18 protein-coding genes are annotated in these 21,267 nt (G+C 68.7%); 7 read left to right on the top strand and 11 right to left on the bottom strand.

The genetic code is table 11. The features are described 5' to 3' along the window. Positions 1–39: 39 nt before the first annotated feature. Positions 40–1,005 (bottom strand): dipeptidase, encoded by a 966-nt coding sequence (locus LDL21_RS00865; protein WP_225278419.1) that lies wholly within the window; start codon positions 1,003–1,005, stop codon positions 40–42. A 136-nt stretch (positions 1,006–1,141) separates the two neighbouring features. Between LDL21_RS00865 and LDL21_RS00860 the strand changes: the two genes are divergently transcribed. Genes LDL21_RS00860 through LDL21_RS00850 form a run of 3 tightly spaced genes read left to right on the top strand, consistent with a single transcriptional unit; the run spans position 1,142 to position 4,136 of the window. Continuing rightward, positions 1,142–1,672: an AMIN-like domain-containing (lipo)protein gene (locus LDL21_RS00860; RefSeq protein ID WP_225278418.1), complete on the top strand. Its 531-nt coding sequence runs from the start codon at positions 1,142–1,144 to the stop codon at positions 1,670–1,672. A gap of 23 nt (positions 1,673–1,695) precedes the next feature. Continuing rightward, positions 1,696–3,753 carry a prolyl oligopeptidase family serine peptidase gene (locus tag LDL21_RS00855; RefSeq protein WP_225278417.1) on the top strand — a complete coding sequence of 686 codons (2,058 nt, stop codon included), beginning with the start codon at positions 1,696–1,698 and terminating at the stop codon, positions 3,751–3,753. A 44-nt stretch (positions 3,754–3,797) separates the two neighbouring features. Continuing rightward, positions 3,798–4,136 (top strand): ArsR/SmtB family transcription factor, encoded by a 339-nt coding sequence (locus LDL21_RS00850; RefSeq protein WP_225278416.1) that lies wholly within the window; start codon positions 3,798–3,800, stop codon positions 4,134–4,136. Here LDL21_RS00850 and LDL21_RS00845 read toward each other — a convergent pair. Together LDL21_RS00845 and LDL21_RS00840 are read right to left on the bottom strand one after the other, a co-directional pair. Next, the gene (locus tag LDL21_RS00845) at positions 4,126–5,337 is read right to left on the bottom strand and encodes a cytochrome P450 (RefSeq protein WP_225278415.1); all 1,212 of its coding nucleotides are present in this window, start codon (positions 5,335–5,337) and stop codon (positions 4,126–4,128) included. The two genes, LDL21_RS00850 and LDL21_RS00845, sit on opposite strands and share 11 nt — an antisense overlap. Then, on the bottom strand, positions 5,334–6,620 hold the full coding sequence (locus tag LDL21_RS00840) for an MFS transporter (protein WP_225278414.1): 1,287 nt from the start codon (positions 6,618–6,620) through the stop codon (positions 5,334–5,336). Before LDL21_RS00840 ends, LDL21_RS00845 begins: the two co-directional genes overlap by 4 nt. 133 nt (positions 6,621–6,753) lie before the next feature. Between LDL21_RS00840 and LDL21_RS00835 the strand changes: the two genes are divergently transcribed. Next, positions 6,754–8,358, top strand: coding sequence for an FAD-dependent monooxygenase (locus LDL21_RS00835; RefSeq protein WP_225278413.1), 1,605 nt, complete (start codon positions 6,754–6,756; stop codon positions 8,356–8,358). A 323-nt stretch (positions 8,359–8,681) separates the two neighbouring features. Here the strand turns inward: LDL21_RS00835 and LDL21_RS00830 are convergent, their stop codons facing one another. Genes LDL21_RS00830 through LDL21_RS00800 form a run of 7 tightly spaced genes read right to left on the bottom strand, consistent with a single transcriptional unit; the run spans position 8,682 to position 16,480 of the window. Next, positions 8,682–9,329: an HAD family hydrolase gene (locus LDL21_RS00830; RefSeq protein WP_225278412.1), complete on the bottom strand. Its 648-nt coding sequence runs from the start codon at positions 9,327–9,329 to the stop codon at positions 8,682–8,684. Next, a complete protein-coding gene (locus LDL21_RS00825; protein WP_225278411.1) occupies positions 9,326–10,318 on the bottom strand; it encodes an AfsA-related hotdog domain-containing protein in 993 nt (330 codons plus the stop codon). The genes LDL21_RS00830 and LDL21_RS00825 overlap by 4 nt, the downstream gene beginning before the upstream one ends. A gap of 29 nt (positions 10,319–10,347) precedes the next feature. Then, positions 10,348–12,051: an ABC transporter substrate-binding protein gene (locus LDL21_RS00820; RefSeq protein WP_225278410.1), complete on the bottom strand. Its 1,704-nt coding sequence runs from the start codon at positions 12,049–12,051 to the stop codon at positions 10,348–10,350. Further along, a complete protein-coding gene (locus LDL21_RS00815; RefSeq protein WP_225278409.1) occupies positions 12,044–13,585 on the bottom strand; it encodes an ATP-binding cassette domain-containing protein in 1,542 nt (513 codons plus the stop codon). Before LDL21_RS00815 ends, LDL21_RS00820 begins: the two co-directional genes overlap by 8 nt. Then, entirely contained in the window at positions 13,582–14,631 is a 1,050-nt protein-coding gene (locus tag LDL21_RS00810) for an ABC transporter permease (protein ID WP_225278408.1), read from the bottom strand. The genes LDL21_RS00815 and LDL21_RS00810 overlap by 4 nt, the downstream gene beginning before the upstream one ends. Next, on the bottom strand, positions 14,628–15,662 hold the full coding sequence (locus LDL21_RS00805; RefSeq protein ID WP_225278407.1) for an ABC transporter permease: 1,035 nt from the start codon (positions 15,660–15,662) through the stop codon (positions 14,628–14,630). Before LDL21_RS00805 ends, LDL21_RS00810 begins: the two co-directional genes overlap by 4 nt. After that, a complete protein-coding gene (locus tag LDL21_RS00800; protein ID WP_225278406.1) occupies positions 15,659–16,480 on the bottom strand; it encodes a sulfurtransferase in 822 nt (273 codons plus the stop codon). The genes LDL21_RS00805 and LDL21_RS00800 overlap by 4 nt, the downstream gene beginning before the upstream one ends. 167 nt (positions 16,481–16,647) lie before the next feature. On the opposite strand from LDL21_RS00800, the gene LDL21_RS00795 reads away from it, so the two are divergent. From LDL21_RS00795 to LDL21_RS00785, 3 genes are read left to right on the top strand one after another with little or no spacing between them, the layout of a single operon-like run. Next, positions 16,648–17,559, top strand: a complete 912-nt coding sequence (locus tag LDL21_RS00795) for a sulfurtransferase (protein ID WP_225278405.1) — start codon at positions 16,648–16,650, stop codon at positions 17,557–17,559. Between the two features lie 8 nt (positions 17,560–17,567). Beyond that, on the top strand, positions 17,568–18,863 hold the full coding sequence (locus LDL21_RS00790) for an NtaA/DmoA family FMN-dependent monooxygenase (protein WP_225278404.1): 1,296 nt from the start codon (positions 17,568–17,570) through the stop codon (positions 18,861–18,863). Further along, complete coding sequence (locus tag LDL21_RS00785; protein ID WP_225278403.1) at positions 18,860–19,810, top strand: LLM class flavin-dependent oxidoreductase; 951 nt, start codon at positions 18,860–18,862, stop codon at positions 19,808–19,810. The genes LDL21_RS00790 and LDL21_RS00785 overlap by 4 nt, the downstream gene beginning before the upstream one ends. 84 nt (positions 19,811–19,894) lie before the next feature. Here LDL21_RS00785 and LDL21_RS00780 read toward each other — a convergent pair whose 3' ends face one another. Then, positions 19,895–21,244, bottom strand: coding sequence for an aminotransferase class I/II-fold pyridoxal phosphate-dependent enzyme (locus tag LDL21_RS00780; RefSeq protein ID WP_225278402.1), 1,350 nt, complete (start codon positions 21,242–21,244; stop codon positions 19,895–19,897). Positions 21,245–21,267 lie beyond the last annotated feature (23 nt).

The raw sequence follows: 21,267 nt of genomic DNA, 5'->3' as shown, positions 1-21,267 counted from the left end.
CCGATGCCGCCACCGGAGCGTGGTGCTCGACCGTCCAGGTCAGCGCCAGACCTGGGTGGCGACGCGGGTGAAGTTGCCGCTGAAGAGGGCGGCGCGTTCGACGGGGGTGAAGCCACGGTCGGCGAGGTGGTCGTCGAGGCTCGGGATACCAGGGGTCTCGCCGAGGAGATCTTCGGGTGGGGTCCACTGCAAGGGGCCCCAGGCGGTGTAGTCCGCTGAGAACGCGGCGGGGTTGTCCTGGATCTCGGCGTTGAACTGGTCGCCGTCGAAGGAGTAGTCGGAGCCGATGCCGATGTGGTCGATGCCGACCAGGTCTACGCCGTAGCGGATGTGGTCGGCCATGGCGGCGAGGCGCTCGGCTCGCGCTTCGGGTGCGTTCTCACCGAGGAAGATGCCGACACCGTTGATGCCGATCACCCCGCCCGTCGCGGCACAGGCGCGAGCCTGATCGTCGGTGATATTTCGCGGATGTGCCCACAGGGCAGCGAAATTGGAGTGGCTGTAGATCATCGGGGCGGCGGTGTGGGTGGCGAGATCGAGGCCGGTGCGGCGGGAGCAGTGCGAGCCGTCGACGAACATGCCGACCTCGTTCAGCTTGCGCACCAGGTCTTTTCCGTACGCGGTGAGTCCGGTGTCGACCGTGTCGAGGCAGCCGCAGCCTGCCGCGTTGGCGTGGTTGTAGGTGGGCAGCAGGGAGCGCACGCCGAGTTCGTAGAACACCGCGACGTTGTCGAGGTCGCCGTCGAGCGGTGCGGAGTCCTCTAGATCGAAGGCCAGCGAAATCGCCTCGGGCGCACCGATATCACTCACCCGATCGACCAGCCGGAACCGCGGGTCGGCGGCGGCCTGCTCACGGAACAACCGCAGCAGGGCGAGCGAGTCGGCCTTGGTCTCCCCCGAGTACCCGACATTCACCGACAGATACGACCCGAGCGGGTAGCGCGCCAGATCCGCGACCCGCGCCGTCGGTAACAACGGCAGACAGCAATGCTGCTCCCAGAGCATGGACACACCTCCCCATCGTTATCCGTGACCTGCGATCCTACGTTTCGCAACGCTATCGGCACCGGACCGACGCTAACGCGATGTCTGATTCGCCCGATTAATCGGTACTCGTCCCTTTGCTCGAAGGCGGTGCGACATGCGTCGCTTCCTCGTCCTGCTCGCTTGTCTCGCGGCGGCTGTCGGTCTCTCGACACTGCCGGCCGCGGCGACCCCCTCCTACTGCGGTCTCGTGTGGGGATCGCTGGACAAGTCGAGTCCGAACTACTCGTCGGGTGCCGTGCGCGATGTGCGCGCGGGCCGTCACGATTGCTACGACCGCCTGGTCGTCGACCTCACCGGGCCGGTGTCCGGCTACCGGGCGGGATACGTCGGCACCGTCACCCAGGACGGTTCCGGGGCCGGCGTCCCGCTGCGCGGAGGCGCGTTCCTGCAGGTCACGGTGCTGGCACCCGCACACGACGACGCGGGCGCGAGCACCTACCTGCCGGGTAGCCGCAGCGACCTGGTGAACGTGACCGGCTACCAGACCTTCCGTCAGGCCGCCTGGGCCGGTTCGTTCGAGGGGCAGACCACTCTCGGGCTCGGCGTACGCGCCCGGCTGCCGTTCCGTGTGTTCACCCTCGAAGGGCCGTCACGCGTGGTGATAGACGTCGCGCACTATTGGTGAGTCACGTCGGCAACAATGTGGGGATGAGCGGCGTTGAGCAGAATGTGACCGATCCCTACCTCTGGCTCGAAGACGTAACCGCCGAACCGGCGCTGGACTGGGCCCGTGCCCGCAACGAGGTGGTCGCGGACAGATTCGCGAACACCGAACGGTTCGCCGACCTCGAGCAGCGCATCCTCGCGATGCTCGACGACGACACCAAGATCGCCTATCCCGCGCGACGCGGACCGTGGCTGTACAACTTCTGGCGCGACGCCGAGCACCCGCGCGGGCTGTGGCGGCGGACGACGTTCGAGTCGTATGCCGGCGAGAATCCCGAGTGGGACGTGCTGATCGATGTCGACGCGCTCGCCGCGGCCGATGGTGAGAACTGGGTGTGGTCGGGCGCGGTGGTGCTTCGCCCTTCGCAGGAACGTGCCGTCATCCACTTGTCGCGCGGTGGCGCCGATGCCACGGTCGAACGCGAATTCGACATGACCACACGGCAATTCATCGCTCCCGAGGACGGCGGGTTCTTCCTGCCCGAGGCCAAGTCACGGGTCGGCTGGGTCGACGCCGACAGCCTCTACGTCGGCACCGATTTCGGGCCCGGCTCGCTCACCGATTCGGGCTATCCGCGCATCGCGAAGCGCTGGCGGCGCGGCACCGCATTGTCCGAGGCCGAAACGGTATTCGAGGGCAAGCCGAGTGACGTGTCGATCGGCGCCGGATTCGACCGCCACCCCGGTTACGAACGGCATTATTTGCACCGATCGACGGACTTCTACAACACCGAAGTCTCCCTGCTCGTCGACGGCGAGTGGCGCCTGCTCGAAACACCCACCGACGCCGATGTCGACTGGTACCGCGACTGGCTGCTGGTGCGCCTGAAGACCGCGTGGACCCCCGCCGGCACGACCTTCCCGGCGGGCAGCCTGCTGGTCACCGATATCGACGACTTCCTCGCGGGCGGAAGAGACTTCGAGGTGCTGTTCACTCCGGACCCACACACCTCGCTGGAATCGTGGGGCTGGACCGAGAACCACCTGATCCTCACCACCCTGCGCGATGTGCAGACGGGTCTGCGCGTCCTCACCCCCGGCCCCGACGGCTGGGCGAGCGCGGACCTTCCCGACACCCCCGCGATGTCGAGCACCTCCGTGAGCAATCTCGACCCGCTGGAAGGCGGCGACGAGTTCATGCTCACCACTACCGGTTTCACCACCCCGACCACCCTCCTGAACAGCGCGGTCGGCGAAACTCCCGCGCTGCTGAAGCAGGCACCCGCGTACTTCGACGCCGACGGCATCGAAACCGAGCAGTTCTTCGCCACCTCCGACGACGGAACCGAAGTCCCCTACTTCGTGATCCGCCACCGCGACCGTCGCGGAACGCCCGGCCCGACGATCATAAACGGCTATGGCGGCTTCGAAGTCTCCAGAACCCCGTTGTATCTGGGCACGGCAGGCATGGCCTGGCTCGGAAAGGGCGGCACCTACGTGCTGGCCAATATCCGTGGCGGCGGCGAGTACGGTCCCGAATGGCACACGGCCGCACTGAAAGAGCACCGCCACCGCGCCTTCGAGGACTTCGCCGCGGTAGCCCGCGATCTGGTGACCCGTGGCGTCACCACCGCCGACCGGCTCGGCGCGATCGGCGGCAGCAACGGCGGTCTGCTGATGGGCGTGATGCTCACCCGCTACCCGGAACTGTTCGGTGCCATCGTGTGCCAGGTGCCGCTGCTGGACATGAAGCGCTATCACCTGCTGTTGGCCGGCGCCTCGTGGATCGCGGAGTACGGCGACCCGGACAAGCCCGAGGAGTGGGCGTTCATCAGCGAGTACTCGCCGTATCAGAACACCGACCCCGACAAGCAGTATCCGCCGATCCTGCTCGCCACCTCCACCCGCGACGACCGGGTCCACCCCGGGCACGCGCGAAAGATGGCCGCGCTGCTGGAATCCCAGGACCGCACCGTCTGGTACTACGAGAACATCGAGGGCGGACACGGCGGCGCGGCCGACAACAAGCAGTCGGCGTACCTGTCGGCGCTGGTGTACGAGTTCTTCACGCAGATGCTGATGGAGGGTCGCGGGCGCTAGGTAGGTACTATGGTTGTCGTAGGTTCGAGCGGAAGGAGCGCATCGTGGCCGATGCGGATGGTCATCCCGATATCGAGGAGTTCGACCTGTCGACCGTGCTCGCCGCTCTCGCCGACGACAACCGGCGCAGCGTGATCGCCCAGCTCTACGCCGAGCCCGAGGGCGCCGAACAGTTCTGCAGCGTGTTCGGGATGCCCTGGGCACCGTCTACCCGCACCCACCATTTCCGGGTGCTGCGCAAGGCCGGGCTGATCTGGCAGCGCGACGTGGGCAACGGCCGGATGACGAAGCTGCGGCGCGACGACATGGAAACCGCGTTTCCGGGTCTGCTCGCCGCGATCCTCGCAGCGGACCGTCATCCGGCCGCCCCGGCTACCAGCTGACCGGCAGCGTCACCGGCCGGTGCACGAGAACGCCTGTCTCCCAGACGATCTCGTGTTCCGGTACAGCCAGTCGGAGGGTGGGGAACTCGGTGACGAGCCGCCGGATCACCTCGATGATCTCCATCCGGGCCAGCGCCGCACCCATGCAGTGATGCATGCCGTAGCCGAATTGCAGGTGCCGTTTCCCGTCGCGGCCGAGGTCTAGCACCGACGGGTCCGGGTACACGTCGGGGTCGCGGTTGGCCGAGTGGGCGTCGGCGTACACGATGTCGCCGGGGTGGAGCACGCCCTGTGACAGCGTGATCTCCCGGGTGGTGACCCGGGGGAAGGTGGAGATGCGCCCCAGCGGCAGCAGCCGCAGGAATTCCTCGATCGCCGTGGGGACGGTGTCGGGGTTGCGCACCAGGTGGTCCCACAGTTCGGGCCGGGCCAGGGCCACGTAGGCGATCTTGGTGATGACGGACAGGATGTTCTGATCGCCGCCGACGATCGAGCCGAGCAGGATCGCCGCGTACTCGGCGTCGGTGACCGGGGGTGAGACCGAGTCGCGGGCGTCGAGCAGGTCGAGGATAAGGCCAGGTTCGAGGTCGCGGCGCCGGGCCACCAGGTCTTCGATGTAGTGGTAAAGGGTCCAGAACTCGGCGAGCAAGGCGGGGACGTCGGTGTCGTGGGCCAGCTGCATCTTCCGCGAGAGGTGCCGGAAGTAGGCGATGTCGGCGGTCGGGATACCGAGGTAGTCCACGTTCACGCCGATGGTCACCGGGTCCAGCAGCGTCTGCACGAGATCGGCTGTGCCGCCGGCGTTCTGCGCCCGCAGATCCGCGACCGTTCCGTCGAGGACGCGCTGCACCGCGGGTGCGCGGCGGGCGATCGTCGCGGCGCTGTAGGCCGAGGCGACGAAGCCCTTGAGCCTGCCGTGCCCGGGGTGATCGAGGTTGAGCAGCATCTCCGTCGGCATGATCGTCGGCAGGAAGGTCGGCCCGTCCTCGACGTTGGTCTCCGCGCGGGCGAAACTGAGGTCGGTGAGCACCGCGTGCACGTCGCGATAGCTGGTCACGTGGACGGCGGTGTGGCCGCTGGGCAGCACGACCTGCGGTAACCCGCCGCGCGAGCGCTCGGCCACCGGCTCGATCATGGTGGGTGGGCTGATGTTCGCGATGCCGTCGAGATCGACCCGGACGGCGTCGATGGCGTGTGTCATGAGGTGACTCCTTCCGGGCGCGCCTGTCGGCGGACCACGATGATGGCGAGAGTGAGAGCGACGAGCAGGGCGATGAGCACCCCGACGGTGGTGGTGAACGCGGTGCGATAGACGTCGGGGTGACCGAACTGGCCTGCGGCGGTGTCGTGCGCGGCGGCTCCGCTGAGCTGCCTGCCGACCACCGCGGACAGCACGATCGCGTAGCCCGCGACGAACACGGCCTCGCTCCCGATGCGGAAGAAGTTCAGGACGCCGGCCGCCGTGCCACCGCGTTCGGGGGGAACGACCGACAGCGCGTGCCCGTCGACGAGACCGATGGGCAGCCCGAAGCCGAGGCCGAGCAGCACCATCGGCACGACGATCCACAGCACCGATCGGCCTTCGTCGAGGGCGAGTACGCCGATATTGCCCAGAATCAGGGCCGCGAGGCTGAGGTAGACGACGCGGCCGATGGTGAGCGCGGGGAACCGGGTGACCAGGTGACCGATCGCGACGGGCGCGATGAATACGGGAATGGTCATCGCGAGCATCAGCAGCCCGGACGTACCGGGCGACAGGTCGGTGATGCCGCTCAGCGCCGACGGCAGGTACGTGAGCAGCGTGACGAAACCGATCGATCCGGCCACCGGAACCAGGCACATGGCCAGGAATTCGCGGTTGCGCAGGAGTCCGAGGTCGAGGATCGGGCCGTGCTCGGCGGTGCTGGGTTCGGCGGCGGGCAGCAGGCGCGTGCCGAGGCCCGCGGCGGCGAGGATCAGCGCGTGCACCACGAACACTCCGCGCCAGTCCACCACCGCGATGAGCAGGCCGGAGATGGTCGGTCCGAGGGCGAGGCCGAGACCGTTGACCGTGCCGAAGATCGCGAAAGCCTTTGTGCGGCGGGAGCCTTCGTATGCGCTCGACAGCAGTGCGGTGGATCCGGTGAGGATGGCCGCCGCGCCGACACCCGCGATCACGCGGGCCAGGTCGAGCACGATCAGCGCGGGCGCCACGACGCTGCCGACACTGCCGACGACCACCAGCGCGGCACCGATCCCGAAGGTGCGGCGGTGCCCGATCCGGTCGCTGACCGCACCCCACAACAGGGTGGTGAGCGCGAAGGCGATATTGAACCCGTTGACAACCCATTGCAGCGCAGTGGGATTCGAGCCGAGATCACGGGAGATGAGCGGTAGCGCGATGGCGGTGCCCGCGATCGCCATCGGGGTGACGAACTGCGCGGCGAGAACGACGGGCAGCGTGGCGGGACTGGGTGGAGCTTGGGTTTCGGTTGCGGTCGACATGGATCTCCCTCGGTGGGCTCCGATACGCGAATTAGGTACTACCCGATCGGTAGGTACGATGATATTAGTAGCTACGACAGTTCTCGTACAACCGGAAGTCGCGGATGCGGCTTACCCGCCCCAGGAGCAGCCGATGAGCACCGGACCGCACGCGATCGAGACCGATGTCCTGGTGGTCGGCGGCGGTCCGGTGGGCATGCTCGTCGCCGCGGAGCTGGCCTTGCAGCAGGTGAACGTGGTTGTCGTGGAGTCGCGCACCGAACTCGACCTGCGTCCACGCGCCGGGACCGTGCACGCCCGCACGCTGTCGCTGCTGGCCCGGCGCGGGTACATTCCGTCGGTGCAGCCCGATGCCATCGCCCGCAATCCGGTGGGTGTGCACCGGACCCGGTTCCAGTTCGCGGCGCAACCGGTGCTCACGCTGAGCGCGCCGAGCGTGGAGCCCGCACCGATCGCGGGAATCCCGCAGGCCAGGTTGGAGGCGGCGTTCGAGGATCGGGCGCTGTCGCTGGGTGCCCGAATCCTGCGGGGGCACAGCGTTATCCGGTTGGATGCCGGAGACCATGGGGTCACGGCTCAGGTCGACGCACAACTCGGCGAACGTGCGGCAGTCGCGGGCGGCAGCGCAGCGGAGAGGAGCGCGGCCGCAAATGGTACCGGGATGGACATCGGCTACGCCGCCACCGCGGGAGGTGTCGGGGTCGGCGGCACCCGTGCCGCGACCGGGGACAGCGCGCGGGGCGGCACCGCCCAGACCACGACCGAAAGCAACGCGCGGCGTGATGTGCACGAGGGCAGCGCCGGGGACGTCGGGATGCGGATTCGGGCGAAGTACGTGGTGGGAGCGGACGGCGCACGCAGTCTTGTCGCCCGCACGGGGGACTTCCCCGCCCAGGTGTACCCGGCGACGATGAATGCCATTGCCGGCCTCGCGGTTTCGGATGTGCCCGGCGAGATTCCGCCGGGCTGGAACCCGACGCCGACCGGCTGGACCATGCACAACCCGAACCCGGGCGGCCAGGCTCGCATCATCGCGATGGATTTCAGCGGGCCCCTCGAGCACCGCCCCGAACCGACCGAAGCGGAGTACCGGGAACGCCTCGCCTACGTACTCGGTGCCGAGCCCGCGCTGAGCCGGATCAGCCACCTCACCCGGTTCAGCGACCACGGCCGTTACCGCACCAGCATGTGGGACGGGCGGTTGCTGCTGGCGGGCGATGCCGCCCACAGCCACTACCCGCTCGGCGGCCAAGGACTCAACTCCGGCATGCAGGACGCCTTCGCCCTCGGCTGGCGGCTCGCCCGCGTGCTCACCGGACGCGCGCGACCCACCGTCCTCGCCGACTACTCCCGCGAACGCGTGGCGCACGCCGCGGCGATCGTCGGCAACACCGTCCTGCAGTCTCGGATGATGAACCCCGCGAACCCGCAGGTCCGCGACGCCGTGCTGGCCATGCTCGCCGTGCCCGCTGTGCACGACGGGATCGCCGAACTCATCAGCGGGCAATTCCAGCCCGGATTCCAGCACGACCTGGTCCTCACCGAAAACAACGGGCGGGTGAGCACTCTCGCGGAACTGCTGCACGCGGGCCGGTTCGTCGCGATCCGTCCCGACGAACACACTCCCGTCCCCGACGCTCCCGACGACGCACTGGTCGTCACCGGCAAGGTGGCACCCGACCAGCCGTGGACCTCGGCTGTGATCCGCCCCGACGGCTACCTCGCGTCCACCTTGTGAGCGGGCCACCGGGTCGAGACCGGCCGGGACGAACCCGCTGCCACGCCATGCCGACCCGGGGCGAACACCTTCCACACCTCGCGGGTCGCCGACCCGGCCCGACCGCCGAGCCGGGTCGGCCCCACCCCATGCGCCGCCATCCCACCGGAACAACCACCGGACCGGCCCCGCCCCACCCCATGCGCCATCGCGCTGAACAGACCACTGGACGGGGGCGCTCGAGCCTTCAGCGCTCGTGCGCAGGATCGGATCGCGGGCCGTGCTTGTGGCTACCAGGTGCCTGTGTGCACAGCTTTCAGCCGGGCGCTGCGGATGCCGTCGCATCATCGGGCCTCGTATATGGCCCTACGCACGTCGGCGATGGCTTGGTCGGCGTCGCGGTACTGCACGGCGGTCCACCCGGCTTCCCTTGCCGCCGCGCAGTTTTCGGCCAGGTCGTCGACAAGGACACATTCTCCCGGGAGCACACCGGCGGTCTCCGCGGCGAGAGTGAAGATCTCCGGGTCGGGTTTGCGGAAGCCGACCTTGCACGAATCGATCAGGGCGCTGAGGTGGCCGTCGAGGTCGATCATGGTGCGCCAGTACGGCTCCCATTCGACGACATTGTTACTCAGTACGCCGACGCGGACTCCTTCGCCCGCCAGCTCGATGGCGAAATTACGGACCGCGTGGTTCACCTCGTGCCCGGCGAACCACTGTCTGCCGAAATCCGGTTCACTGCGCGACAAGTCGAGCTCGGGTGCCTTGGCCCGGAGCACCGCGTGCAACTTCGCCACCCAGGTGCGTTCGTCGAGCAGGGCCAGTTCGATCGGGGCCAGCGGAGCCAGCCCGTACTGGGCGCCCACCTCGGCGATCGCGTGCTTGAACAGGTCGACGGGGATGCCCGCCACCTGTTCGTAGCGCTGGAACAGCTCGTCGAGCGGTGGGGAGAGCACGCCGCCGAAATCGAACCAGACGAACGGGGCGCTCACTGGACCATCGTCCTGATATCGGCGGGACGGAAACGCAGTTCCACGTCACCGGCGGCGATCACATCGGTGCCCTGGGTGAGGCTCACCCGGGCGCGGGCGCCGTCGGTGTCACCGGTGACGGTGGCGCGGGCGATCGTATCCCGTTCGAATTCCCCGAATTTGGTGAATTCGATGCCGAGCCGGTGCATCACCATCCGGCTGGTGTCCAGGCCGAGAATGGCGTTGGCGGCCGCCATCGCCACCTGCCGGGCCGCCTCGAACTGCAGCATGCCGGGCACATGGTCGAGGGCGTGGTCGAACAGCGACGGATGATCGGTGTCGATGATGGTGAGCGCGGTCAGTTCCTCCCCGGTGAGCACCGGGTTGGCGAGGATGGCGTTGCGCGGGTTGTGCCTGCCCACCGAACCCGGGCGCATCCGGGCGACCGGCGGCTGGGCCGGAATACTCGGCTCGGCCGGCAGGCCGAGCGATTCGCGCCCACGCACCCGGATCCGGTTCCACACCGGCGCGGGCATCCACTGGTAGACCATGATCTCCCGGGCCGCCTCGTGGCCCTCGATCTCGGCGACCATTTCCAGGGTGAGGCCGATGATCTGGTCGTCGCGTCGTTTGTCGGCGATCACGCGCGCCTCGATGACGCAGTGCCCGGGGCACTGGCCGATGCGCAGGGTGTCGGCGTCGGCGATGGTGAAGTCGGCGGACCCGAAGATGAATTTCTCCGAGCGCGCCACCCCGACGAAGGAATGCGCGTAATAGATGGCGACCTGCCGGAACACCTCGATCAGCAACAGCGGGTCATAGGTGGTCGCGGTGCCGCGATGATCGCTGAAATAGGAATGGTTGCGCGGTAATTGGGCGGCGAAGATCGCACCGTCCGGCGTCGGTTGCGCGTCGGTGAGGAACACCTCGGCGATGGATTCGCGGTGCACGAGTCCGCGCGGGATATTGCGGTCGAAAGTGAGGGTAGGGGTGGGGGTGGCGACGGTCATGATCGAGCCTTCCGGGAGGAGGATGCTGGTCAGCGGACGGCGATGTCGTAGGCCCAGCCGTTGACGCTGTTGCGAGGGGCATCGAACAGCGAGGTCGGGTTGTGCACGGTCGCGTCGGCGGCGACGCTGTTGCGGTCGGTGTAGAGGGGGATCGCGACGGCATTGTCGAGAAGGTGGGCGGTGATGCGGTTGAACAGTTGTTTGCGCTGTTCGCGATCGGTGGCTTTGGTCGCGTCGACGAGCCACCGGTCCACCTGCGGGTCGGCCAGCTTGGAGCCGCCGACGATGGAGCCGATGGTGATGCCGTCGATCTGGCCGTATTTCAGGTCGGGGGTGGTCGACCCGTAGGCGCGGTTGAATTGCAGCGACAGGTCGAGGCCGCCGACCTGACGGGGAAAGGCTTCGTAGTCGTTGCGGGCCAGCAGGTCGTAGATCTGGGCGTTGTCGACGAATTGCAGTTCCACCTGAATGCCGAGGTTCTGGCGCAATTCGGCCTGCCAGGCCTTCAGGAAATCGTCCTCGGGGTAGGTGGGGTTGGTGGCGACCAATCGAACGGTCAACCGCTTGCCGGTACCGTCGGTGCGGTAGCCCTCGGCATCGGTGCCGGTCCAGCCGGCCTCCGCCAGAAGCGCTTTCGCGGCGTCGAGTTCGGGGCCGCCCTTGTTCTCGAACTTCGGGTCGTAGTAGGCGCTGTCCGGGGAGATCAGGCTCCACGCGCGCTGCTGGGTGTCCTTGGTGAGACTCTTGGTGACAGCGGCGATGTCGACACCCTTGGCGATGGCGCGACGCACGCGCACATCGGTGGTGGCACCGTGGGTGAGGTTGAGCATGATGACCCACGGCGAGGCCGCCGAACCGATCTGCTCGTACTGGAATCCGCCGACACCGTCGAACAGGCCGATATCGGTGGCCTTCACAGTGCCGATGGCGTTCACCTCACCACTGCGCAGCAGTCCGGCGCGGGTGGCGGCCTCAGGGATGAACTTCACCACCAGTTCGTCGACGTAGGCGGCACCCTGGTGTTTCGCGGTGGCGGGAGCCCAGTTGTAGGCAGCGTTCTTCCGGTACCGCAGTTCCTGGCCCTGCACCACTTTGTCGAGCACGAACGGGCCTGACCCGACGAACCCCGCGCCGCTGGTCAGCGCCTGCTTGTCGGCCTTCAGGCTGCTCGGGGCGACGATGGCGCCGCTGAGTCCGCCGAGGGTGGACAGGAAATCGGCGCGCGGGGTGCTCAAGGTGATGCGCACCTTGTACGGGTCGAGCACGTCGACCGCGCTCACACTCGAATACTGCAGCAGGCCCAGCACCGTCCAGGACGGGTAGTCGGGGTTGCGCAAGGCGTCGATATTCGCCTTCACCGCCGCGGCGTCGAACTTCTCGCCGTTGTGGAAGGTGACGTCCTTGCGCAGGGCGAATTCGTAGACCAGGCCGTCCGGCGAGATGGTCCATTCCGTGGCAAGCCAGGGATGGAACTGCTCGTCATGGTCCTCCGCGATCAAGCTGTCGAAGCTGCTCCGCAGCACCTGGGAGGCGTCGAAGGCCGCGCCGTAGTGCGGGCTGAGGCCGCGCGACGGATAGGCAGGCAAGGCGATGGTGAAGGTGCCGCCTGCCTGCGGCGGAGTGGTCGGGCCACCACCGCCGCCGCCGGGTTCGGGGTCGGCGGCGCAGGCGCTCGCGGCCAGCGCGGTGGCCAGCAGCAGCGCGGTGAACAGTCGGGTGAGGCGATTACGCACGCGAGGAGCTTTCTGTGGGAGCCGGGACCGCCAGTCGGGGGACGGCATCGAGCAGGGCTTGGGTGTAGGGCGAACAGGGGTGGTGGAAAACGTCGTCGGCCGTACCTGATTCGACGACCACACCGTGATTCAGGACGAGCACCCGGTGACAGATCTGCCGGATGACGGCCAGATCGTGCGAGATGAACACGATCGCGACGTCTTCGGTGGCGGCGAGTTCGGCGACGAGGTCGAGGATTTGGGCTTGCACGGAGATGTCGAGCGCCGACACCGGTTCGTCGCACACGATCAGGCGCGGGCGGGCGCCGAGCGCGCGGGCGATATTGACCCGCTGCCGTTGCCCGCCGGACAGTTCGCGTGGGTGTCGGTCGATGGTGTCGGCGGGCAGGTGCACGGCGTCGAGCAAGCGCAGCACCTCGGCTCGACGTTCGGCGCGCGGCACACGCAGCGCGACACTCTCGGCGATGATCTCGCCCACCCGGTAGCGGGGGTCGAAGGAACCGACCGAGTCCTGTGCGACCAGACCCAGCTCACCGGGTTTGCGAGTCCTACGCGTCAAAGGCTCGGTACCGAAGCGCATCTCGCCGCGGTCGGGCTCGATCAGCCCGGTGACGATCTTGGCCACGGTCGACTTACCCGACCCGGATTCACCCACCACGCCGAGCACTTCACCCGCACCGACTTCGAAGGAGATATCGGTGATCGCCGGAACTCCCCGGTACGACTTCGTGAGACCTTCCGCGGTGAAAACCGGCTCGGTGACCCGCGCGCGGGCACTGCCGTGCGGCACCGCCGCGAGCAGCGCGCGGGTGTACTCGTGCCGGGGTCGCTCGATGACCTCACGGGCGGACCCCGCCTCGACGACCTCGCCCGCCCGCATCACCAGGATGCGATCCGCGATCGAGGAGACGACGGCCAGGTCGTGGCTGACCAGGATCATGGCCCGACCACCGGCGACCTGTGCGGCAAGCAGCTCGAGCACCTGCTTCTGGACCGTCACGTCGAGGGCGGTGGTCGGTTCGTCGGCGATGAGGACGTCCGGGCCCGCCGCGAGCGCCGAGGCGATCAGGGCGCGCTGGCGTTGGCCGCCGGAAAGCTGAAACGGGCGCTGCCGCTTGCGGACCTGCGGGTCGGCGATGCCGACGGAACGCAGCAGTCCGTCGATGCGGTCGTTGCGCTCGTTGCGCGGGACCGCGCTCAGCGACTCACCGATCTCGTCGGCGATGGTGCGCAACGGGTCCAGCGCCACCAGGGCGTCCTGGAACACCAAACCGACTCGGGCGCCGCGTATTCCACGCCACTGCCGTTCGGTGAGGTCGAGGGCCGAGGCGCCGAACAGATCGAGCCGATCGGCGCTGACCCGGCCGCCCGCGAGACCGACCAGACTGCGGGTGGTCACCGACTTCCCGGACCCGGATTCGCCGACGATGGCCAGGATTTCGCCGCGGCGCAGCTCGAGATCGACCCCAAGCACCACCTCACGTCCATCGAATTCGACGCGCAGGTTCTGGACCTCGATCAGGGTGTCGGTCATAGCTGCGCCCTTCGCTCGAAACGGTGACCGGCATAGCGGCCGAGGACGGTCGTCGCGAGGACGACGACGGTGACGGCGGCACCGGGGAAGACGACCGACCACCAGGCGATCCGCAGATCACCGTGCGCTTCGGCCAGCATCGAACCCCATTCCGGCACGGGCGGTTTCGGGCCGAAGCCGAGGAAGCTCAGCGCGGCGGCCCCGAGAATGCTCGTGCCGAGCCCGAGGGTGACCACCACCGGCAGCGAGCGCAGCGCGTTGGGCAGGATGTGGCGGACCACGGTCCGTGCCCGCGACCGCGTGAGTAACCCCGCCTGCGCCACGAACTCGCTGCCACGCACCGCCCGGGTCTCGGCCCGCATCACCCGGGCGAACCGAGGTGCGGCGGCGATACCGATCGCGAGGATGAGGTTGGCGGTGCCGGTGCCGGTGAACGTGATGAGCACCAGGGCGAGCAGGATCTCCGGAAACGCCCCGAGCAGGTCGAACGCCCGCGACGCCACAGCATCGACGAGCCGATTGCCGATTCCGGCGATCAATCCGAGCGTCACCCCGATGGCCACCGCCAGCGCTGTCGCGGTGACCCCGATGAACAGTGACAGCCGAGCGCCGTGCACGACGCGGGTGAACACGTCCCGGCCGAGCTGGTCGGTGCCGAACGGGTGGGCAAGGGACGGTGATTCGTGGGCGGCGAGCAGATCGGTGTGCAGTGGGTCGCTGCCCGACAGCAGGTCCGGTGCGAGTGCGGCGACGGCGGCCGACGCGAGCACAGCCGCCGAAACAATCACGCTCAGCGGCCATTTCGAGGCTACTGCGACCAACTGATGCAGCGCATGCACCTTGCCGCGCGTCTCCTGCCGGCCCACCGAAGTCCGCGACTTCGATGTCGACCCGTTGGTGGACCGCTCGGAGACCCCTCGAGGCACGTCGGCTGCCTCGACCGCGACGGCCTCGCTGTACCGCCCATCGGACGGACCGCCGGCGGTCGGGTCGACGCCGCCGGTCGGCTTCGCGGCTTTCAGGTGAGCGGATGCGGTGTCGGTCATGCGGTCGGCTCCTGGAGGCGGGGGTCGATCCACAGGTAGGCGAGGTCTACGAGGACCGTGACGGTGAGGTAGATGGCGGCGGTGAGCAGGGCGACGCCGAGGACTACCGGCACATCCGAATGGGTGACGGCGGCGATGGTCTCCCGGCCGATACCGGCCCGACCGAAGACCTCCTCGATCACGACCGTCCCGGTGAGCAGCCCGCTCACCGCCCAGCCGGCCAGCGTGGCGGCGGGAATCAGCGAATGTCGCAACCCGTGCCGCACCCGCAACCGGGTGGCGCTGATCCCGCGCGAGCGGGCGGTGAGCGCGAACGGCTGCTCCAGGGCGCGCTCGATCCCCTCCCGCATCACCTGCGCGAGAACCGCGGCGATCGGCAAGGCCAGGGTGACGGCGGGCAGGACGAGCCGCTGGAATTCGTTGCCCGCGGTCACCGGGAGAACTTTCAGCGTGAACGCGAACACCCAGATCAGCACCAGACCGGTCCAGAACGGGGGCGCCGAGGCGACGATCACCTCCAGTGTCGCGGTCGCCCGGCTGAACACATCACGCCGACCCGCCGTGAGCACGGCGAGCAACGGCGCCAGCACCACCGCGATCAGGAGCGCGAACCCCGCGAGCTGCGCACTCGTCACCAACTGCTCGCCGAACAGGATGTCGGCCACGGGTTCACCGCGCACATACGAATAGCCGAGATCACCGTGCAACAACCGGCCCAGATGCAGGCCGTACTGCACGAGCAGCGGACGATCCAGCCCCCAGTCCCGCTCGATCCGCTCCCGCAGGGCCGGATCACTCGACTCGCCCATGATCGCGGTCACCGGGTCGCCCGGCGCGATGTGCACCGCGAGGAACGCCAACGTGACGGCCGCCCACATCATCCCGACAGCCGAAAGAAGGACCCCGGAGACACGACGTGCGACGACCCGGTGCCGGCTCGCGACTATTCCCTTGCGCGCCTCGGCATCCTCTCGGCGCACCTTCGCGTGGTCGAGGGAGCTCGGTGCGACCCGCGCTTGTGATTCCGTCATGAGGTCGGCTCCCCCGCCTCGGCCGGGTTGTGGACCGGAGCGCCGACGAGGCTGCCCCATTCGGTCCACGAGCCGTCGTAGACGCGGAGGCGATGGTCACCGAGAAGGTCGGTGAAGATCAGCCAGCCGAGTGCGGCTCGGTGGGAGAGCCGGCAGTAGGCGACGATGTCGTCGACGCCGGCGATGTCGAGTTCCGCTACGCGCGCGGCGATTTCGTCGATCGGCCGGAGCAAGCCCGCAGGGTCGAGTAGGTCTTGTGCGGGCAGGTTCAGCGCTCCGGGAATGTGTCCGTGTCGCTCGGCGCCGTGGTCGACCGGCTCCGACGACGGTGAAACGCGGTGTCCCGCGAACTCTTCGGGCGAGCGCAGGTCGAGAAGGACCGCCGGAGAGTCGATCGCCGCGCGAACCTGCTCGCGGCCGACGACGACCTCGGAGAACCGGGGCGGTACGAGGGGAAGCGGCGTTCGCGCAGCCTCCGCCCGGTCATGCTGCCACGCTGCGGTACCTCCATCGAGGTAGCGCAGATCGCCCCCGACTCCCACAGCGGTGGCGACCCAGAGTGCGTAGGCCGCGAATTGTGGTGGGTCCCCAGCGAAGACAACCGGGGCGTCGGCGTGGGCACCGAGAGCGTGGAGACGGTCGGCCAGCTCACGAGCAGTGGGGAACTCGCGGCGCGACCGGTCCCAGAGCAGGTCTTTCCAGTAGACGGACCGGGCACCCGGGATGACGGCAGGCCCATGACCATTGGTCACTTCGATGACGACGGCGTCCGCGCGACGGTTCCGTACCCACTGCGCGTCGACGATCCGGCTTGTCACGGCCGACCTCCCATCTCCCGGGTTCCGACGACCCGGCGGGAGAAACATAAGTCGGCCAAACACCCACGGGAACACAAAAAGTCAGGCGGACTCCAAATATGTGTTCCCTCACCCGGACTACATATTCTCGGCCGGTCGAACACACCGAAATCGGCGAAAGGACCCCGATGCCCGGCGACCGTGCCGCCCACCTCGTCTCCGCAGCCGACCTGCGCGACGCCCCGCCCGCGCGGCTCGTGCTGCTCGACGTCCGCACGGCCGGGGAGGGCGCGAACTACCAGCGCGAACACCTGCCGGGCGCGCGATTCGCCGATGTCGACGCCGATCTGTCCGGTACCCCGACCGCCGATTCCGGCGCACGCCCCCTGCCGCACGCGGACCACCTCACGGAATCACTGCGCCGCTGGGGTATCCATCCCGACAGCACGGTGGTGGTCTACGACGACGCCCGCTCGGTGGCCGCCGCCCGCGCCTGGTGGGTGCTGCGCTGGGCCGGTCTGACCGACGTCCGCATCCTCGACGGCGGACTACGCGCCTGGCAGGCGGCGGGCGGCCGACTCACCTCGGATCGGCCCGGGGAGCCGTCGAGCACACAGGGCAGTGGGCCCGACGCTCGCGGCAACGACGGCGCCAACGAACCCAATGCGTCCGGAATGCGGGCCACCTCCGCCATCGCACGACCGGGAGCACTGCCCGTCATCGAAACAGTCGGTGTCGCTGAGCTTCCCAGCCTCGGCACTCTCCTCGATGCCCGCCCGCCGGCCCACTTCCACGGCGGGGGCGAGTATCCGGGGCATATTCCCGGCGCCGTCAGCGCCCCGGTCTTCGACGACTTCGACGACGAGGGACTGCTTCTCGACGAGACAACGCTGCGCGCCCGCTACCACCGCCTCGGCCTCGACGCCGGAACCCCGGCCGCCAGCTACTGCGGCAGCGCGATGGCGGCGGCCCTGCAGGTGTTCGTGTTGGCGACGCTCGGCATCGAGATCGCCCTCTATCCCGGCTCCCTGTCGCAGTGGGTCGCCGATCCCGCCCGTCCGCTCGCAACGGAACCCTCTGTCGCCCTGTCGAATTCCTAGGATCCCTCATGCCGAGACATGTCATTCTCAACGCGAATCTCATTCCGGGCGGCGCCATCGGCAGCCCGTGGCGGCGCGCACCGGAGCCGGCGGCCCACTTCGTCGAGATCGAGCACTACCTCGACGTGGCACGCACCGCCGAGCGCGGCCTGCTCGACGCGGTATTCCTCGCCGATTCCCCCGATATCCAGGCCAAGGACTGGACCGCGCCGAGCCGCCTGCTCGAACCGTTCGTCGCCCATGCCGTGCTGGCCGCGCACACCAGCCGGATCGGGGTGATCGTCACCGCGACCACCTCCTACAACGACCCCTACAATCTGGCCCGCTCGTTCGCGGCGCTCTCGTCGGTGTCGGGCGGGCGGGTCGGCTGGAACTTCGTGGTCACCGGCGGTGACAACGCCGCCCGCAACTACTCCCTCGACCAAGCGCTGCCGAAGGCCGAGAGGTATGCCAGGGCCGCGGAATTCCTCGAGGTCGTCACAGCGCTGTGGGATTCGGTCCCGGCGGACGCACTCGTCGGTGACAAGGCGACCGGGCGTTACCTCGATCCCGAAGTGGTCCGCCCGGTCGACCATGTGGGCAAATTCTTCCGGGTGGCGGGCCCGCTGAAGTCACCGCCGCTGACGCACGGCAAACCGGTGTTGATCCAGGCGGGCGCGTCGAGCCACGGCGTCGAGCTCGGCGCCAGGACCGCCGACGCGATCTACTCCGCGCATGTCGACCCCCTCTCCGCTGCTGCGCGCCGCACCGAACTGCGACAGCACGCCGCCGCGGCGGGGCGCGACCCGGACAGCGTGAAACTGCTTCCCGGTCTGATCATCGTGCTCGCCGACACCGAAGCCGCGGCAAGGCAACGCGAACGCGAGCTCCTCGACCTGATCCCCGACGACGTGCAACTGACCAACCTGGCCGACCGTCTCGGCATCTCCCCCGACGACCTCGACCTGAACGCCCCGTTCCCGTGGGACAAGATCCCCGACGAGAACAGCGACGCGGGCTCACGCGGCCAGCGCGCGGTCCTGCTCGACAATGTGCGCGCGACGGGCGCCGATACCCGCGGCGCCGCGCGGCTTCTCGCGTCCGGAAGCGTGCACGCCAAGGTCGTCGGCACGCCCGAGCAGGTGGCCGACTTCATCACCGACTGGTTCACCGAAGGCGCCGCCGACGGCTTCAACGTGATGCTCGACGAATTGCCCAGCGGGCTGGACGTTTTCGTCGATCACGTCGTTCCGCTGCTGCAGGCACGTGGACTGTTCCGCACCGAGTACCAGACCACAACGCTGAGAGGGCACTACGGCCTGTGAATCGCGCCCTGTTCGTCCAATTGCGCAGCGGCCCACCGGTTGCCGAGGTCTACCGCCGCACCATCGAGATCACGGTGCACGCCGAACGCCTCGGTTTCGGCACCGTCTGGTTCGCCGCACGGCACTTCGAGGCCCATCACGCGGCGTTGCCGTCGGTGTTCCCGTTCGTGGCCGCCGCTGCCCAGCACACCGATCACATCCGGCTCGGAACCGGCGTGGTGACAGTGCCGTTCGAGCATCCGGTCCGTCTCGCCGAGGACGCGGCCGTCACCGACGCGCTCAGCGGCGGACGGCTCGAACTCGGCCTCGGCAAGGGCCTCGGTTTCGGGCATTCCGCCACCAGTTACGCGGGATTCGGTGTGTCCGACGCCGAACGGGAGACGATCTACATTCAGCGGGTCGCCGAACTCCACCGCATCCTCGACAGCGGACAGGTCGGTGACGACATCGCCCTCTACCCACCGCCCGGCACCCTGCGGTCCCGGATCTGGCAGTCCACCGGGAACATCGACACGGCCCGCCGGATAGCCGCCGCGGGCGACGGACTACTGCCGCACGGCAATTCACAAGCACGTGCGGGCGGCAGTGTCACCGAACTGGTCGACGCCTACCTCGACGCCTCGCGGGAAACGCCACGGATCGGAACGAATGTGGCGGTGCTCCCCGGCGACAGCGAGCACGATTCCCTCGCCCTTCTCGAGGCAGACATCGCACTGAGCCCGCGCTACTACCCGCAGCCCACAGACCTGCGAAAGTATTTGACGGACAACAGGATCCTCATCGGTTCGAACGAGCAGATCACCGCGCAGCTCGCCGAGGACACAGACCGTCCTGTGGCGACCGACGTGCTCTACTACGTGCCGCTCGCCGTCCACCACCCCCGATACCTCGACTGCCTGACCCGGATCGCGGCCCTGTCGACGAACGAGGCGATCAGGACGGCGTGAGGGCCGAGGGGCGGCAGTCCGCGAACCCTCGGTGACGCGATCGAGCGCTGCGTGACGGCCGATGTCCGGCCGCCCGCGAACGGGTCAGTCGAGGAATTCGCGGTGGGTCGATGCCGCCGCGTCCGCCAGCAGGGCCGCGAGTTCGGCGAGCCGTCGCGGGTCGTCGGGGAGTTGGGGAACCGCCACCCGGATAGCAGCGCGCGCCGCCGCCACATGTGATCGCGCGGCCGACCCGACGACCACCCCGTGCCGCGCGCAGCGGAGCAGCGCACCTTGTTCGTCGGCGACCTCGACCCACACCACCAGGCTGTTCGTCCCGGCCTCGGCGACCACCCCGTGTGCGGCCAGCGCCGCGATCAAACCGGCCCGCCGCGCGGCATAGCGTTCGCGGGCGGTGTCGATGAGCGCGGCCGCACCAGGATCGGTGATCAAGTGCGCCAGGGCGTTCTGCAGGATGCGGCTGTTCGCGGCGATACCGTGCACCCTGGCCCGGATGGCGCGGTCGACCAGTTCGGCACTGCCACCGATCACGCAGGTCCGGATATCCATCCCGAAGGCCTTGCAGTAGCTGCGCACTCGTACACAGCGTTCCGGGTACCAGCTCCCCAGAGAGTGCGCCTGCGCCGCGGCGAGCGGTCCGACCGCGTCGTCCTCGACGATCCACGGCTCCGCCTCCGCCGCCGCGAACACCTCGGCCAGTTCCGCAGCCCGATGCGGCGAGAGCACACCGCCGGTCGCGTACGCGCCTTCGGGCTGCAACACCACCACCGCCGGGCTCCGGCGCAATGCCTCGGCCAGCGAATCCGGCAGTGCCCCTTGCTCGTCGGCGGCGATCCCGATCACCCGATATCCGACCTCGGTCAGCGTATCCAGGAACCCGGGCATCACCGGTTCCTCCACCGCGACGAGCGCGCCGTCCGGGGCCGCCGCGTTCACTGCGAGAAACAAACCCTCCGAGCCGCCACCCGCCGCGACGAACGCCTCGGCGGGGAAGGGCCAGCCGTCACATACCGCCGCGCGCAAACGGTCGGTGATGTAGTCGCGGCCGGGACGGTTCAGGTCGTCGGTGTGCAGCCCGGCGAGCATCGCGGGCGCCAGGTCGGGCTGCAGGGCGTAATCGGGGCTGCCGGTGAGCAGGTCACGCTCGGCGAGGGGGCGCCCCAGCGGCACTCCCCCGGCCGCGGCCACCACGGTGCCGCCCCGGCGATTGGTGGCGATCAGTCCCTCTTTGCGCAGCTCACCCCAGGCCGCGACGACCGTGCGGGTACTCAGCCCGCAATGCTGGGCCAGTTCCCGGATGGTCGGCAACCGGATCCCCTCGGCGAGGGAACCGTCGCGGATGAGCCGCGCCGTCACCGCCCGCACCGATTCGGATGTGTGCGAGGCGTCGGCCGCCAGCGCACGCACGAGCACCGCCGAACCCGGGTCGGTCACCGATTCTCCATTCGTCGCATATG

Source organism: Nocardia rosealba (genome assembly GCF_020216065.1).
In the GTDB taxonomy this organism is placed as follows: Bacteria; Actinomycetota; Actinomycetes; order Mycobacteriales; family Mycobacteriaceae; genus Nocardia; species Nocardia rosealba.
Note: the sequence above shows the minus strand (reverse complement) of the source record. Positions and strands in the feature narration are given on the sequence as shown.

Coding starts and splice junctions, on each gene's coding strand:
- LDL21_RS00825 (WP_225278411.1), bottom strand. CDS start 10,318: ATGACCGTCGCCACCCCCACCCCTACCCTCACTTTCGACCGCAATATC.
- LDL21_RS00790 (WP_225278404.1), top strand. CDS start 17,568: ATGCCGAGACATGTCATTCTCAACGCGAATCTCATTCCGGGCGGCGCC.
- LDL21_RS00835 (WP_225278413.1), top strand. CDS start 6,754: ATGAGCACCGGACCGCACGCGATCGAGACCGATGTCCTGGTGGTCGGC.
- LDL21_RS00840 (WP_225278414.1), bottom strand. CDS start 6,620: ATGTCGACCGCAACCGAAACCCAAGCTCCACCCAGTCCCGCCACGCTG.
- LDL21_RS00855 (WP_225278417.1), top strand. CDS start 1,696: ATGAGCGGCGTTGAGCAGAATGTGACCGATCCCTACCTCTGGCTCGAA.
- LDL21_RS00845 (WP_225278415.1), bottom strand. CDS start 5,337: ATGACACACGCCATCGACGCCGTCCGGGTCGATCTCGACGGCATCGCG.
- LDL21_RS00810 (WP_225278408.1), bottom strand. CDS start 14,631: ATGACCGACACCGCATCCGCTCACCTGAAAGCCGCGAAGCCGACCGGC.
- LDL21_RS00865 (WP_225278419.1), bottom strand. CDS start 1,005: ATGCTCTGGGAGCAGCATTGCTGTCTGCCGTTGTTACCGACGGCGCGG.
- LDL21_RS00795 (WP_225278405.1), top strand. CDS start 16,648: ATGCCCGGCGACCGTGCCGCCCACCTCGTCTCCGCAGCCGACCTGCGC.
- LDL21_RS00860 (WP_225278418.1), top strand. CDS start 1,142: ATGCGTCGCTTCCTCGTCCTGCTCGCTTGTCTCGCGGCGGCTGTCGGT.
- LDL21_RS00815 (WP_225278409.1), bottom strand. CDS start 13,585: ATGACCGACACCCTGATCGAGGTCCAGAACCTGCGCGTCGAATTCGAT.
- LDL21_RS00805 (WP_225278407.1), bottom strand. CDS start 15,662: ATGACGGAATCACAAGCGCGGGTCGCACCGAGCTCCCTCGACCACGCG.